The organism is Geodermatophilus sp. SYSU D00525 (genome assembly GCF_054050475.1).
Map to the genome: position 1 here is coordinate 1 of NZ_JBJGZK010000009.1, position 13,637 is coordinate 13,637.

Annotated in this window: 15 protein-coding genes; 8 read left to right on the top strand and 7 right to left on the bottom strand. The window is 71.5% G+C overall.

Features of this window, described 5'->3' with window-relative positions; genetic code table 11:
- Positions 1 to 54: 54 nt before the first annotated feature.
- The 4 genes from ACI796_RS09665 to ACI796_RS09680 all read right to left on the bottom strand — a co-directional run bounded on the left by ACI796_RS09665 (position 55) and on the right by ACI796_RS09680 (position 4,112).
- Positions 55 to 348 (bottom strand): putative quinol monooxygenase, encoded by a 294-nt coding sequence (locus tag ACI796_RS09665; RefSeq protein WP_456858705.1) that lies wholly within the window; start codon positions 346 to 348, stop codon positions 55 to 57.
- A 1-nt stretch (position 349) separates the two neighbouring features.
- Entirely contained in the window at positions 350 to 1,198 is an 849-nt protein-coding gene (locus ACI796_RS09670) for a fumarylacetoacetate hydrolase family protein (RefSeq protein ID WP_456941010.1), read from the bottom strand.
- 232 nt (positions 1,199 to 1,430) lie between these two features.
- Positions 1,431 to 2,309: a PEP/pyruvate-binding domain-containing protein gene (locus ACI796_RS09675; RefSeq protein WP_456941011.1), complete on the bottom strand. Its 879-nt coding sequence runs from the start codon at positions 2,307 to 2,309 to the stop codon at positions 1,431 to 1,433.
- A gap of 12 nt (positions 2,310 to 2,321) precedes the next feature.
- Positions 2,322 to 4,112: a PEP-utilizing enzyme gene (locus ACI796_RS09680; RefSeq protein WP_456941012.1), complete on the bottom strand. Its 1,791-nt coding sequence runs from the start codon at positions 4,110 to 4,112 to the stop codon at positions 2,322 to 2,324.
- Positions 4,113 to 4,370: 258 nt separating this feature from the next.
- Here ACI796_RS09680 and ACI796_RS09685 point away from each other — a divergent pair, with 258 nt between their 5' ends.
- Complete coding sequence (locus ACI796_RS09685; protein ID WP_456941013.1) at positions 4,371 to 5,036, top strand: GntR family transcriptional regulator; 666 nt, start codon at positions 4,371 to 4,373, stop codon at positions 5,034 to 5,036.
- A 39-nt stretch (positions 5,037 to 5,075) separates the two neighbouring features.
- Complete coding sequence (locus ACI796_RS09690) at positions 5,076 to 5,960, top strand: MBL fold metallo-hydrolase (protein WP_456941014.1); 885 nt, start codon at positions 5,076 to 5,078, stop codon at positions 5,958 to 5,960.
- 264 nt (positions 5,961 to 6,224) lie between these two features.
- Here ACI796_RS09690 and ACI796_RS09695 read toward each other — a convergent pair whose 3' ends face one another.
- Entirely contained in the window at positions 6,225 to 6,530 is a 306-nt protein-coding gene (locus ACI796_RS09695) for an antibiotic biosynthesis monooxygenase family protein (RefSeq protein ID WP_456887554.1), read from the bottom strand.
- 283 nt (positions 6,531 to 6,813) lie between these two features.
- Here ACI796_RS09695 and ACI796_RS09700 point away from each other — a divergent pair, with 283 nt between their 5' ends.
- Positions 6,814 to 6,993, top strand: a complete 180-nt coding sequence (locus tag ACI796_RS09700) for a hypothetical protein (protein ID WP_456941015.1) — start codon at positions 6,814 to 6,816, stop codon at positions 6,991 to 6,993.
- A 483-nt stretch (positions 6,994 to 7,476) separates the two neighbouring features.
- On the opposite strand, the gene ACI796_RS09705 is transcribed toward ACI796_RS09700, so the two are convergent.
- Positions 7,477 to 8,016 carry a tyrosine-type recombinase/integrase gene (locus tag ACI796_RS09705; protein WP_456941016.1) on the bottom strand — a complete coding sequence of 180 codons (540 nt, stop codon included), beginning with the start codon at positions 8,014 to 8,016 and terminating at the stop codon, positions 7,477 to 7,479.
- Positions 8,017 to 8,599: 583 nt separating this feature from the next.
- Here ACI796_RS09705 and ACI796_RS09710 point away from each other — a divergent pair.
- Positions 8,600 to 9,961 carry an ammonium transporter gene (locus ACI796_RS09710; protein ID WP_456941017.1) on the top strand — a complete coding sequence of 454 codons (1,362 nt, stop codon included), beginning with the start codon at positions 8,600 to 8,602 and terminating at the stop codon, positions 9,959 to 9,961.
- Positions 9,962 to 10,031: 70 nt separating this feature from the next.
- On the opposite strand, the gene ACI796_RS09715 is transcribed toward ACI796_RS09710, so the two are convergent.
- On the bottom strand, positions 10,032 to 10,646 hold the full coding sequence (locus tag ACI796_RS09715) for a helix-turn-helix domain-containing protein (protein WP_456941018.1): 615 nt from the start codon (positions 10,644 to 10,646) through the stop codon (positions 10,032 to 10,034).
- A gap of 132 nt (positions 10,647 to 10,778) precedes the next feature.
- Between ACI796_RS09715 and ACI796_RS09720 the strand changes: the two genes are divergently transcribed.
- The 4 genes from ACI796_RS09720 to ACI796_RS09735 are packed head-to-tail and all read left to right on the top strand — an operon-like array spanning position 10,779 to position 13,599.
- Positions 10,779 to 11,135: a cupin domain-containing protein gene (locus ACI796_RS09720; protein ID WP_456941019.1), complete on the top strand. Its 357-nt coding sequence runs from the start codon at positions 10,779 to 10,781 to the stop codon at positions 11,133 to 11,135.
- 57 nt (positions 11,136 to 11,192) lie between these two features.
- On the top strand, positions 11,193 to 11,654 hold the full coding sequence (locus tag ACI796_RS09725) for a dimethylamine monooxygenase subunit DmmA family protein (protein WP_456941020.1): 462 nt from the start codon (positions 11,193 to 11,195) through the stop codon (positions 11,652 to 11,654).
- On the top strand, positions 11,651 to 12,631 hold the full coding sequence (locus tag ACI796_RS09730) for a PDR/VanB family oxidoreductase (protein ID WP_456941021.1): 981 nt from the start codon (positions 11,651 to 11,653) through the stop codon (positions 12,629 to 12,631). Before ACI796_RS09725 ends, ACI796_RS09730 begins: the two co-directional genes overlap by 4 nt.
- Positions 12,628 to 13,599 carry a heme-dependent oxidative N-demethylase family protein gene (locus ACI796_RS09735; RefSeq protein WP_456941022.1) on the top strand — a complete coding sequence of 324 codons (972 nt, stop codon included), beginning with the start codon at positions 12,628 to 12,630 and terminating at the stop codon, positions 13,597 to 13,599. The genes ACI796_RS09730 and ACI796_RS09735 overlap by 4 nt, the downstream gene beginning before the upstream one ends.
- Positions 13,600 to 13,637: the final 38 nt, after the last annotated feature.

Genomic DNA, 13,637 nt, shown 5'->3' on the forward strand with positions numbered 1-13,637 from the left:
CTGTGGCGCACCAGCAGGAGCCGGTGCGCCACAGCGACGTCGGGGCCGGACGGCTCAGACATCGATCGTTTCGTACGTCTTGACGCTGCGCTCGGCCAGGTACTCGATGATGTAGCCGAACACGTTCTCCTGGAAGTGCGGCGTGTTCTTGTGGTCCTCGTAGGCCTGCGCGTCGGTGTACTGCTCGTAGAGGAAAAAGGTCTCGGGGTCCTCCGGGTTGACCTGCGCCTGGTAGAAGACGTTCCCCGGCTCGGCACGCGACAGCGGCGTCATCTTCTTGATCACGTCGGTGACCCGCTTGGCCTCTCCGGGCTTGGCCTTCCAGGTGGCTGCGACGACGAACGCCATGTCAGTTGTCCTTCCGATGGGGTGTTCCGACGGTGTTGCGCAGGACGCCGATGGGGCCGGCTTCCATCTCGATGACGTCTCCCGGCTGTAGCCAGCGGTCCAGTTCCAGCCCGGAGCCGCCGGTGGCGGTGCCGGAGCCCAGCACCTCACCGGGCAGCAGGGTCTGGTCCTGGGCGGCGTAGGCGATGAGGTCACCGAAGCTGTGGTGCATGGCGGCGGTGGTGTCTCCGCCCCAGCGCTCTCCGTTGACCCGTACCTCGAGTTCGAGGGTGGCGAGGTCGATCTCGTCGGGGGTGACGATGCACGGGCCGAGGACGTTGGAGCCGTCCCACTCCTTGGCCTTGGCCGGACCCATGCCGACCGGTAGCTCGCGGCGTTGGACGTCGCGGGCGGACATGTCGTTCCAGATCGTGAACCCGAAGACGTAGTCCAGCGCCTCGCTGGCGGGAACGTCTTTGCACGGACGGCCGATCACCGCGGCGAGTTCCAGCTCGTGGTCCAGCTGCTCGGTGTAGGAGGGCCAGGCCAGTTCCGTGTCTGGTCCGGTGACGGTGCTGCCGACGCTGCGGTAGAAGGCGGGCACTTCGTACCACTCGGCGGGGATGTCGCGGCCGAGGTTCTTGAACGCGTTCTTCAGGTGCCCCTCGAAGGCGAGGAAGTCCCGGAACGACCGGGGCTGCAGCGGCGCCAGCAGGCGAGCGTCCGGCGCCGGCCGTTCTGTGCCGATCGGCGCGCCGGCCTCGATGAAGGCGATCATGTCGCCGTCGAAGCCGATGTCGAGGACCTCGTCGCCGTCCAGTCGTCCGACGCGGCTGGTGCCGTCGGGAGCTGCGTAGGTCACGTACTTCACGAGCCGACCTCCTGGACCGCGTCGATGATCGTCACTTGCAGGCGTGGTGCCGGTCGCAGACCTGGACGACGCGGGGTCCTTCGCGCGATCGAGCACCCGTTCCGGGGCGAGAGGCAGCCGGGTGGAGCGGCGGCTGAGGTCACGTCTGCGGCTCCTGATCGAGGTTCGCGTGCGGTGGACAGCCCGGCCGGGCGCGGCGAGGTGCGGCGCCGTGCCCGGCCGGAAGGCCCGCTCAGACCGTGGTGATGGGGCGGGACTGCAACAGGAAGAGGTCGCCCGCCGCGTCGAAGGCCCACTCGATGTCCTGGGGGACACCGTGCAGCTCGGCGAGCTTCTGGCCCATCTCGGCCAGGGCGACGCACTCTTCGTCGGAGAGCACCCGCTCGGCGTCGACCACCTTGGCCCTCTTCACGACCCCCTGCCGGGAGAGCGTGTAGTTGTCCGGGGTCACCTCCCCGGAGACCACGGCCTCGCCGAGCCCTCGGGCGGCCTCGACGACCATGCGGTCCCGGCGGCCGTGCACGGGGTCGATGGTGAACATGACCCCGGACTTCTGGCTGTCGATCATCTGCTGGACGACGACGGCCATGGCGACGTCCTCCAGCGACCCCTTCTCCTGCCGGTAGAAGACGGCGCGGTCGGTGAAGAAGGACAGCCAGCACTCGACGACGTTGTGCAGCACCGCGTCGAAGCCTTCGGTGTTGAGGAACGTCTCCTGTTGGCCGGCGTAGCTGGCGCCCTCGGAGTCCTCGGCACAGGCCGACGACCGGACCGCGACCAGACCCTGCAGCTTGGCGTACTCACGTTCGATCAGCTCGCGCGGAGGCTTCGCCGCGGCGACGAGGGACCTCGCGGCCTCCACGTCCTTGCGGAGCATCGCGTCCCGGAGGGCCTCCTCGTCCACCGCGGCGGCGAAGGCCGCCGAGGTGATCACGAAGCCGGGCGGGACGGGGAGTTCCTCGGCGGTCATGGTCGCCAGGCTGGCGCCCTTGCCGCCGGTCAGCTCCACCACCTGGCACCGGGGATCGCTGAACGGCAGGACGAGCGGCTGCTCGTGCGTCGACACGGCGGCGTGCTCCTCGGCGGTCGGGGGCGGGAGGATCGCGGTCATCGGGCTCACCTCTCAGAGGGCCGGGGCCGGGGCCGGGGCCGGGGCCTGGGCCGGGGCCGGAATGGCGGGGGCGTCGGACACGATCTCGACCCGGCCGGTGGAGCCGTTGACCCGCACGCGGTCACCGGTCTTGATCCGGCGGGTGGCGTCGGAGGTGCCGACGACCGCGGGGATCCCGAACTCTCGCGAGACCACGGCGGGGTGCGACGCCATGCCGCCGGCGTCGGTGACCAGACCGGAGATCTTGGTGAACAGCACGACCCAGGACGGGCTCGTCATCCGGCAGACCACGATCTCGTCGGGCTGGACTTCGCTGAACTGCTCCTGGGAGAGCACGACGCGGGCGGTTCCCTCGACGACGCCGGCCGAGGCCGGGAGCCCTGGGATCTCGCCCTCGTGGCTCGGCGCCGGCCGGTTGAGCTTCTCCGGGAACGCCCACAGCGACACGTACGGGAAGGCGACGGCCTCTTCGGTGGCCGTGCCGACCCAGTCGCGCGGCCGCAGCTCGTAGGCGTCCTCGCGGGCGTCGCGGCGGTCGCCGACCAGTTCCTGGGCGTCGAAGGAGTTGGTGCCGGCCATCAGACGGCGCAACTCGTTGTACTTGAGGTACATGACGTCCTCGGCATCGTCGAGCTTGCCGTCGCCGACCAGCTTCTTCCCGATCGCGATGAGCACGAGCCGGACCCGAGCGTTGGTGCCCTGGTCGATGTAGAAGTGGTGGTCAGGGGTGAGCGGGTTCATCCGCAGGCTCAGGTCGAGCGCCCGCTCCAGCTCGTCGCGGGCCGGGCCGGGTTCCACGCCCTCGAAGACCTCGCCCTTCGCCCTCTCCAGGTCCTCGGCCACTGCCCTGAGCTCGGCCGGGTAGTCGTAGTCGGACTCCAGGTAGCCGCGCACGGCCTCGACGATCGGCGCCGGGTTCTCGCGCCACGTCTTGAACGAGAACTCGTGGGCGTACATCGACTTGTACCCGAAGACCTTCTGGTACGGCTCGATGTGCTCTGAGAGGAACGTCCGCCCGGCCTCCGTGCCCTCCAGGGCGCGGATCACGTCGACGGCGGTGGGCTTGGTGAAGGCCTTGGCGACCTCGCCCTGCTCGTTCTTCACCCACTCCTTGATCTTCCAGAGCTCGTCGATGGAGTCCCAGTTGCGGTTCTCGGTGGAGCTCTGGAGCCGGCCCATCAGCGCCGAGTGGTCGCCGTCGCCCTTGGCCGCCGCGATCGCGGCGTTGAGCGCCAGCGTGGAGGAGAACTGGGCGAAGTTCAGCACCCAGTGGATGGACCAGTGCCGGTCGTGCATGTCGATCGCGTCCTCGAGCAGGATCGCGAGCTCGACGAGGCTGGCCCCGTCGTAGTCGTACTCGTCGAAGCGCACGAAGTTGCGCTCCATCTCCGGCCGCAACCGGTCGCGCCACCAGCCGAGGAAGTTCTCGGCGTAGTACGGCAGCGTCCAACCCATGTAGCCGCCCAGCTCGGCCGGGTCCTCCGGGTCCAGGGGGACCCGGGGCGTGTAGCGGGCGCCGTACTCGGACGCCTCGGCCGAGAGGCCCGGGGTGGCCGGGATGGCCGCGGTGTAGACGTAGCCGTTGACGATCTTGGAAATCCAGTCAGAGGCGAACGGGGTACCGAAGCGCCGGAACATGTAGTCGCACTTCAGCCACCAGCCGCCGATGTCTGCGTACATGGGGGAGACGGGGTTGGGGATGTGGAGGTCGTCATGCACCCAGAACAGGTCCTTCTGGCCGGCCTCCCACTGCACCGGGAACTCGTCGTCCCCGAAGAAGGTCGCCAAGACGTTGTCGCTCATGCCCACTCCGGTCGTGGTCGTTGGGAGATGTGTGGGGGGCGTACGTCGGCTCTCACCCAGCGGGGCGAACGGCCGAACTATCGATAATCTGGCAGGGCAGTGTGACGCACGTCAACCCTCCGAGCCGGGTTTTCGTGACTTGAGCCGCATCTCACGGGTGGTGAACGATCGATCACTGTGGTTGACAGCACATAATCAGGCCGTACTATCGATAATCAAGCGGGCCGCCTGGGGCGGTCCTCATCCGAGGGAGAACGAGTGGATCGGCCACTTCGCCGCGACGGCGTCCTGCGCGACCAGATCAAGGACCTGATCGTCGAGCGCATCCTCGATGGCACCTACGGCCCGGGCGACCGCGTCAAGGAGAGCGTGCTGGCGGCGGAGTTCGGTGTCAGCCAGGCGCCCGTTCGCGAGGCGCTGCGGGATCTCGAAGCGATGCGCTTCATCGAGTCGCAGCCGCACAAGGGCGCCCGCGTCCGTGAAGTGACCGTGGAGGAGCTGGGCCAGATCTATCCCGTGCGGGCCGCCTTGGAGGAGGTCGCCGGCCGGGAGGCTGCGACCCGGATCACAGAGGACCACGTGGGTGCGCTGGAGGACGAGCTGACCGGCATGCGCCATGCCGCTGACGCCGGTGACCTGCATGCGCTACTGGTCCACGACACCCGCTTCCACGAGATCATCGTCGAAGCGGCGGGGAATCAAGTGCTCCTCGAGGTGTGGCGCTCGCTGCGGGTCGAGGCCCGAACCGTGGTCAGCGTGCTGCGCGGGCACTCCGACCTGCACGCCATCGCCGAGCTCCACCGCCCCGTGCTGATGGCCGTCCAGTTCCGTGACCCGGATCTGGCCGGCAAGGAGATGCGCGCGCACATCGAGTTCTTCGGCGTTTCTCTGCTGAACCGCGCACACACGCCCCAGGACAGCTGACCCCTCCGCCCGCACTGACCGAGCTATACGGAGACTCCGATGCAGCAGCTCAACGACCGCGTGTTCACCGAGACCAAGGTGCGGGGGTGCAACCCCAGCTTCGTGGTGACCTCGGCCGGTCCGGTGGTCATCGACACGCCGCAGCTGCCGACCCGGGCCGTGGAGATGCGCCGCTTCGTCGAGACGTTCGGCGACGTCCAGTACCTGATCAACACCGAGCACCACGTCGACCACATCTTCGGCAACTGGTACTTCCGCGGCGCCGGCACGGTGGTCAACCACAAGGGGCTCTACGACAACTTCATGACGGTGTATCCGGAGCTGGACCCGTTCGAGTACGCCCGCGAGGCCCTGGCCACCGACGACCCGGACGGCATCGCGCTGTTCCCGGACCGGGACGAGTACTACGAGGACCCGAACAAGGGTCAGATCGTCTTCACCGGCGACCTGTCGCTGCGCGTCGGGGACCACGACTTCCACCTGCTCCACACGCCCGGGCACACCCCGGGTCAGCTCGCGGTGTACGTGCCGCAGGAGCGGATGGTCTTCACCGGCGACAGCGTCTTCTGCGAGTGCCAGACGTGGCTGATGACCAGCGACGTGGATGAGTGGCTGAACTCGCTCGAGATCATCCGGTCGCTCGACGTCGACACCGTCGTCCCCGGGCACGGTCCCGTCACCGATCTCTCCTACGTGGATCGGCAGCGCGCCGCTCTCCTCAGCTGGAAGGCGGCTGTCGCCGAGGGCGTGGCCGCCGGCTGGAGCAAGGAGGAGACCCAGGAACGGGTCAAGTTCCCGACGCTCGGCCCGGTCGACGTCGGCCAGGAGTACATGCTCGAGTACGTCGAGACCCTCAACGCCGGCTCGCTGTTCGACAGGTTCACCGCCCGCCGGGCCGCACCGGTCCCTCCCCGCAGCAGCTGAGGCCCGACGCCGTGTGGCGGCCGCGCCGTCCCGAGCGCTCCAGCGGCCCTGACGTGGTGGCCGCGATGAGGGCCCATCAGGAGCCTGCCGGTCCTGCGGTGGTCGTCGCCTGGGGAGGCGAGGCGCTCTTCGTCTGGCCGGCCCGGCCTCGCGCTGAGGGGTGGAGCGGCCGTCATCGGTGACGGGCGAGGGCGCAGCTGCCGCCGAGACGGGCAGCGCGACCCAGCGAGAGGCGGACCGATCCCGAGCCCCCGGGCAGGTCGGTCAGCCGCCCACCCCGGCATCGGCCACGACGGAGAACCACCGGGTCACGTTGGGCGCTGATTCCAGGCCCTCGAGCACCGTGCGCTTGTCGAGGAACGCCGGATCGTCGTGCCAGGCCATCCAGTCCTCGCGGCTGTTCCAGGTGCCGACGATCACCCGCGACAGCGGGTCGTCCTCGGGGATCAGCACCTGGCCGGAGACCCAGCCCGGCATGCGTCGTGCGGCCTCGAGGCGATCCCGCATCACTGCGTCCCACTCCTGCTGACCTCCGGGCCGCAGCGTGCTGGTGGTGAGCACGGTCATCATCGTCCGCTCCCTCGCCGGAGGATCCGCTCCTGCAGGTCCTCTGGTGTCCGTGGGTCGGGCGGTGAAACCCTGGCGCCAGGGATCACCGCCGTCCCGGGGCCGGCGGGGTTCCGGCCGCGGGGCGTCACGCTGTCCACTGGGCGGGCGGGGTCGGCGGCCGGGTTCCGCCTCGACACGAGCTCGGCCCGTGCGGGCTCCGGCTGCCCGGACGACGCGGGCGGTTGACGGTCGGCTGACGCGACACCCCGGTCGCACCGGCCGCTGGGAGCGATCGGGAGGACGGATGGCCGACTTCACCGCGACCGCCATCAGCGAGGGCGACCACTGGGTGATCGACGTGCCGGGTGTCGGTACCACCGAGGCCGACAGGTTCGAGGACCTCGAGGAGATGGCACTCGAGTTGGTCGTCGCCATGACCCACGCGGCCCGCCAGGACGTGCACGTCGATCTGCGCATCCTCTGACCGGCCATCGGCGAGTGTGTCGCTGTGACTGGACCGGAGATCGCCGGCGTCGTCGTGCCACTCCTACGCTTCGGTTTTGTGCAGCAGCAGTGCTTCTGCTGAAGGAGACCTCGGGGCACGGCCGACCCCGCGCGCACGGTCAGCTCGCCCATGAAGGGGTACCAGTGCCGGTTGCACGTGGATGACACGCCCGGCTGCGGGGGAGAAGTACAGCAACGGGTACAGCAACGCGCGCTGAACGGCCACGACTGCCGGCGGACGGCGGCGCACGCTCTGAGTCCCTGACCTGCACGTATGGCACGTGCGCGGATGTGAGCGAATGGCCCGAACGTGACTGGGGGTCAAGGGGTCGCAGGTTCAGATCCTGTCAGCCCGACAGCGGGGAACCGCAGCTCAGGGGCCGTGTCCGGAGGGATCCGGACACGGCCCCTGACTGCTTCCGCGGGGCGGTTGACCACCTCCTTGACCACCATCAAGCCACCCTCACCCGCCGAAGGCAGCGCTGAGGACGTCCATCGCCTCGCGCGAGACGTCGGGTGCGACGTGTCCGTGGACGTCGCCGGTGATGGCGATCGACGCGTGGCCGAGGATCTCCGACACCACCTCGAGCGGGACGCCGTGGCTCGGCATCACGCTGGCGGCCGAGTGCCGGAGGGCGTGCAGCCCGGCGTGCGGGATCCCGGCCCGTGTGGCGGCGACCTCGAGTGCGCGCAGGGCGTCGCGGGGGTCGCAGGGCTCGCCGTTCTCCCGTTGCGTCGGCGGCGACTCCCGCCCGTCTGGTGAACGGCGCTGCTGACCCGTCCGCGGCTGCTGGAGAAGGCCTGGAGGCGGAGCTCCAGCCAGCTCGGGAGCTCCGGTCCCGCGTGCCCGCCGCCGGTACGCCTGCAGCACGGGCCCCAGATCTCGGGCGGGGCCGGGGAGGTCGCGGCCGTGGATGCGACCGTCGTCGAGCTGCCGGGCGAGCTCGGTGAGCACGACCGGCCGGTCCCGGCGGGTCGGGGCCGAGCGGACCCGGATCTGCACCTGTCGCTCGACCACCTGGACCGCGGACCGGCCGGAGGCCGCGGCTCGGCTCCGTTCCCACTGCTCCGTTCCCACGCGCGGTGGCGGCAGGTCGGTGAGCACCGCGCGGGGATCGGTCCCCGGCTCCCCGGGGTGATCGGCCCCCCGAACCAGCCGCAGGTCGTCGCGGCGGCCCGTCGTCCGTGGTCGGTTGCTCTCCCGTCTGCCGGCTCGCACCGGCCTCCTCGCCCGATGCCTGCGCCTCCTGGTGTCTCTGCTGTTCGCGCTCCCGGCGTCGCCCTCGGTCGGCGCGGCGGCCGCTGTGCCCCGTGCCCGCTGACCCTGCTCCCCGGTCTCCGGCAACCCGTCACACCGACGTCCGGGACTCCGAGTGCATGAGCTGTGGCACTTCGTCCGGCGGTCCTGCAGTGCTGCGCGAGGTCTCGGTCGACACCGCTTGGCCGTGCGTGCAGCTGACGAGATGCGTGGCGCCCGGGCGCTGTTCATGTCACGTGGAAGTCATCTGCGGGTGACTGCGGAGGCAACACGCGGGTCGTCTACTGCTGCCGAACAGTGACCACTGTCAGTAGACGAAAGGTGTGCCGTGGACGTCGGCAGCACTGCATTCATCCTCGCGGCCACGATGGCGGTCGCGCTCATGGTCCCGGGCCTCGCGCTCTTCTACGGCGGCATGGTCGGGTCCCGCTCGGTCCTGAACATGATCATGATGGTGTTCGGGGCCGTCGCGGTCGTCGGCGTCCTGTGGACCCTCTTCGGCTTCTCCGCGGTCTTCGGGGACAGCTACGGCGGCCTGGGTCTGCTGGGGGACGTCACCGAGTACCTGGGTCTCGGTGACCTCGTGGCCGGTGACGAGACGGCCGCCCTGCCGCCGGCCCTGGTGGCGGTGTTCCAGGCGCTGTTCGCGGTCATCACGACCGCTCTCATCGCCGGCGCGGTGTCCGACCGCGTCCGGTTCGGCCCGTGGTTGCTGTTCACCGGGCTCTGGGCGGCGCTGGTGTACTTCCCGGTCGCGCACTGGGTGTTCGCCTTCGACTCCGCCGACGGCAGCGTCCAGGGCGGTTGGATCGCCAACACGCTCGGCGCGGTGGACTTCGCCGGCGGCACGGCCGTCCACATCAACGCGGGCGTGGCCGCCCTGGCCCTGGTGCTGGTGGTCGGCAGGCGCACCGGCTGGCCCCGGCAGGCCCGGCCGAACAACCTGCCCTTCGTCGCCCTCGGTGCCGGCATCCTGTGGTTCGGGTGGTTCGGCTTCAACGGCGGGTCGGCCCTGGCTGCGGGCAACAGCGCCTCGGTCGTCATGCTCACGACGTTCAACGCCACCTGCGCGGCGATCCTCGCCTGGCTCCTGGTGGAGCGGCTGCGCGACGGTCACGCCACCACCCTCGGCGGGATGTCCGGCGCCATCGCCGGGCTGGTGGCCATCACCCCGGCCTGCGGCGCCGTCACGCCGCTCGGCGCCCTGGCCGTGGGCGCCGTCGCCGGTGCGGTCTGCCCGCTGGCCATCGCGCTGAAGTACCGCTTCGGCTACGACGACGCCCTGGACGTGGTCGGCGTCCACCTCGTCGGCGGCGTCGTCGGCACCCTGCTGGTCGGCCTGTTCGGTTCCGCCGAGGCGCCCAGTGGTCGGGCCGGCCTGTTCTACGGCGGCGGGCTGGGGCTCCTCGGCACGCAGGCCGTCGCCGTCGTGGCGGTCGTCGCCTACTCCTTCGTCATCAGCCTGCTGATCGCCCTGGCCGTCAAGCACACGGTGGGCCTGCGGGTGTCGAAGGAGGGCGAGTCGGCCGGTCTCGACCTGACCGAGCACGCCGAGGTCGCCTACGACCTCGAGGGCGCCGTGCACACCCCCGGGACCGGCCCGACCCCCGAGGCCGTCGTCGCCTCGGCCGAGCGGCTGGTCGCGGGCTCCGCGCCGGCCCCGCGCACCGGGAGTGGCACGCCGCACTGACCGTCCACGGACGACGGAGGCCGGTCCCGCGCCGCGGGACCGGCCTCCGGTGGGTCGGGGGTGAGGAGGATCAGGTCAGGTGGCCGTAGGCCGTGACGCTGAGGAAGCGGACCGGCAGCTCGACGAGCTCGACCGGGCCGTGCGGCCCCTCGCCGTCGAAGACGAGGGAGTCCCCGGCGCGCATCTCGTACCGCGCCTCGCCGTGCCCGTAGACCAGGACCCCCTCCAGCATGTGCAGGAACTCCGTCCCCGGGTGCTGGAACAGGGGGAAGACCTCGCTGGCCTCGGTGAGGGTGACCAGGAGCGGCTCGAGCCGCTTGTGCTCGCCCCGCAGGGACCCCAGCAGCTGGTAGAGGTGGCCGACGTTGCTGCCGCGGCGGACGATCTGCGATCCGTGTCCGGCGGGTGTGAAGACGGCCTCCCGCTCGGCGTCGAGGCCCCGGAACAGTGCGGTGACCGGCACGGCGAGCGCCTCGGCGAGGCGGGCGAGGCTGGACAGGCTGCAGGAGGTCTGCGCGTTCTCGATCTTGGACAGCATGGCCTTGCTCATGCCGGTCAGTCGGGCCAGTTCCGCCAGCGAGATGCCCTGCGCGAGCCGGAACTCCCGCACGCGCAGTGCGATGACGTCCTCGAGATGACCGCTCGGCGCGTCGTCGTGCGCGCCGGGACCGGGGGAGACCTCCACCCGGCGAGCCTAGGTCGCGTGCGCACGTCCGAACCGCCCGGCGACCAGAACGTAACGGACGGGTAACCCGAAGGAGGGTCCACCGCTCGTAGCCTTCGTTTCACTTCAGTGGACGACCCCCCAGGAGGACCCGTGCCCGTCACCGGCACCATCGGCCACGTCACCGGAGGCTCGCTCGGGCTGCCGAGCATGGAGGTGGACGGCGTCCGCGCCCACATCGGCGACGTCTTCGCCAATCCCGGCGGGGCGGCGATGTGCAGCGGCTTCTTCGAGCTCTTCGCCGGCGCGCCGCTCGACTACGAGTACACCTACGACGAGATGAAGGTCGTCGTCGAGGGCGAGTTCCACCTCACCGACCTCGACTCCGGTCAGCAGGTCGTCGCGCGGCCGAAGGACGTCCTGTTCTTCCCCGCCGGCTCGCGGATCCGCTTCGAGACGCCGGATCGGGCGCTGGGCTTCTACACCGGCCACCGCTCCTTCGCCCCCTGACCGGCCGTGGGAGCCGAACACACGAGCGTCCCGAGCTGGCCGGCGAGCGTGCCGCCGGTGGACCCCGCCGGCCGCACCGTCTCCGTGCTGGGTTTCGGGGACCGCGGGCGGGAGATCGTCGCGGACTGGCTCGCCGCCACGCCGGCCGGGCGGGTGGTCTGGAGCCACGTCGCCGAGCGGGCCGACGACGTCACGCTGACGGCGCTCGCCGAGCAGGTGCGCGGCGCCCGGGTCGGCTGGCGCCTCATGCTGGCCGGACCCGAGGTCGACGTCCTGGCCGCCCGGGCCGTGGCCACCGGCCTGGGTCTCCTCGACGCCGAGCTCCGGACGGCGGTGACCGGCGCGGACCGCAGGCGGGTCGCCTGCCCGCACTGCGGCGTCGCGACCGAGGCGGAGGTCCCGGTCGGCGCCGAGGTCCCCTGCCGGGGCTGCGCCCGCCGGCTGCACGTCTACGCGCACGTCTCCCGGCGCACCGGCACCTACCTGGGCTTCATGTCCGACGCGGAGGAGGTCGCGTGACCGCCGTCCTGACCGCGCCGGCGACGGCGGCACCGGGGGACGCCGCGCCGCTGCGGCTCGAGGTCGTCGCGCTCGCCGATGCCGCACCCGGCATCCGGACGCTCGTCCTGCGGCACCCGGACGGCGATCCGCTCCCCGGGTACGCGCCCGGCAGCCACGTGGTGCTCACCTGCGGGGAGCGGCGCAACGCCTACTCGCTCACCGGGGACGGGCTGCCGGAGGAGGAGTACCGGATCTCGGTGCTGCTGTGCCCCGGGGGCCGGGGCGGCTCCGCCTTCGTGCACGGTCTCGCCGTCGGCGACCGGGTGGCCGTCTCCCGGCCGCGCAGTGCCTTCGCCCCGGTCGCCACCGCGCGGCACCACGTCCTCGTCGCCGGGGGCATCGGGATCACCCCGATGCTGTCCCACGCCCGGGCCGCGGTCCGCTGGGGGCGCTCCTTCGAGCTGGTCTACGGCCACCGGCCCGGAGCGGGCGCCCACCGCGAGGAGCTGGCGGCCCTGTGCGAGGACCGCCTCACCGTGCACGAGTCCACGCCGGCGATGCTCGACGCCGTCGCCGCGGCGCTCGCCGACCGCCCGGTCGGCACGCACGTGTACGTCTGCGGCCCCGCGCCGCTCCTCGAGTTCGTCGAGCGGACGGCGACCGAGCTGGGGTGGCCGCCCGGGCGCGTGCACACCGAGCGGTTCAGCGCCGCCGACCTCGACCCGGGGGAGCCGTTCACCGCGCGCCTGACCCGGTCCGGCCTGCGGGTGCCGGTGCCCGCGGGCACCAGCCTGCTCGCGGCACTGGAGGGTGCCGGCGTCGCCGTCCCCAGCATGTGCCGCCAGGGCGTGTGCGGTGAATGCCGGGTCCCCGTCGTCTCCGGCCGGCCGCTGCACCGCGACCTGTACCTGTCCGAGACCGAGCGCGCCGCCGGCGACGCGGTCATGTGCTGCGTCTCGCGCAGCCTCGACGACGACCTGGAGCTGGACCTGTGACCACGACGCTGCCGCCACGGGTGTCCCGCTTCCCGTTCCCCTTCCCGGCCGACGCCTACCGCTACGCGACCAACGTCGAGCCGGCCCGCCGCCCGGTGGGGACCGCCGCGGGCACCTGGGGCGAGCACGTGATCGACGTCGACGACGACTACGCGCTCGAGCTCGCGGTCCGCCGGGACGTGCTGGCCGCCGATCCCTCCCGGTGCGCCCAGCTGTCACACATGCGCGTCGCCGCCTGGGACGCGCTGGCCACGCTGCTGGCGGAGCTCGCGGCCACCCGTCCCGACGTGATGGCGCTGCACCGGCGCGGCGACCGGTGGCACTGGCGCAACGACCTGCTCGGGACGTCGTCGTCCTTCGTCCTCGGTGACGACGACTCGCTGCCCGGCGGTCCGCTGGCCTTCCTCGGCAGCCAGGTGCAGGAGGACGTCGTCCTGCTCGACCAGCGCGAGGGCTCGCTGTGGGCCGACGCCGGGCTGGTCACCTTCGCCGCCGACTGGTCCCTGGGTTTCGACGTCGGCATGCGCTTCCTGGAGGTCCACGGGCCGGTGCCGCGGGTCCACGAGACCGGCGTGGTCGCCCGCGCCGAGCAGTTCCTCATGCGCCTGCAGCCCGGCGACGCCTACCGCCGGACCAACTGGACGATGACCGTGGACCGGCGCCTGGACACCTCCACGGAGACCTACCCGGAGTGGGGCCGGGAGAGGCGACTCGTGGTCGACGACCCAGCGCTGCCCGACCGGCTGCACCTGCGGGTGGAGGTGCAGCACCTGCTGCGCCTGGGCGTCTCGAACGCCGTCTGCTTCCTCATCCGCACCCACCTGCTGTCCCTCCGCGAGCTCGCGGCCGTCCCCGAGTGGCGGCGGAGGACGGCCGCCGTGCTCGCCGAGCTGCCCGACGACATGGCCGCCTACAAGGGCATCGAGCGCTACCGGCACGCCGCGGCCGCCTGGCTGGCCGGCGGCTGACCGGCACCGGCGCGCCCGGCGGCCCGTCGTCCTCCCCG

What these genes read in the sequence shown, in the direction of transcription:
- ACI796_RS09675 (WP_456941011.1), bottom strand. Translation starts at nt 2,309, where the DNA reads ATGACCGCGATCCTCCCGCCCCCGACCGCCGAGGAGCACGCCGCCGTG.
- ACI796_RS09700 (WP_456941015.1), top strand. Translation starts at nt 6,814, where the DNA reads ATGGCCGACTTCACCGCGACCGCCATCAGCGAGGGCGACCACTGGGTG.
- ACI796_RS09690 (WP_456941014.1), top strand. Translation starts at nt 5,076, where the DNA reads ATGCAGCAGCTCAACGACCGCGTGTTCACCGAGACCAAGGTGCGGGGG.
- ACI796_RS09665 (WP_456858705.1), bottom strand. Translation starts at nt 348, where the DNA reads ATGGCGTTCGTCGTCGCAGCCACCTGGAAGGCCAAGCCCGGAGAGGCC.
- ACI796_RS09695 (WP_456887554.1), bottom strand. Translation starts at nt 6,530, where the DNA reads ATGATGACCGTGCTCACCACCAGCACGCTGCGGCCCGGAGGTCAGCAG.
- ACI796_RS09680 (WP_456941012.1), bottom strand. Translation starts at nt 4,112, where the DNA reads ATGAGCGACAACGTCTTGGCGACCTTCTTCGGGGACGACGAGTTCCCG.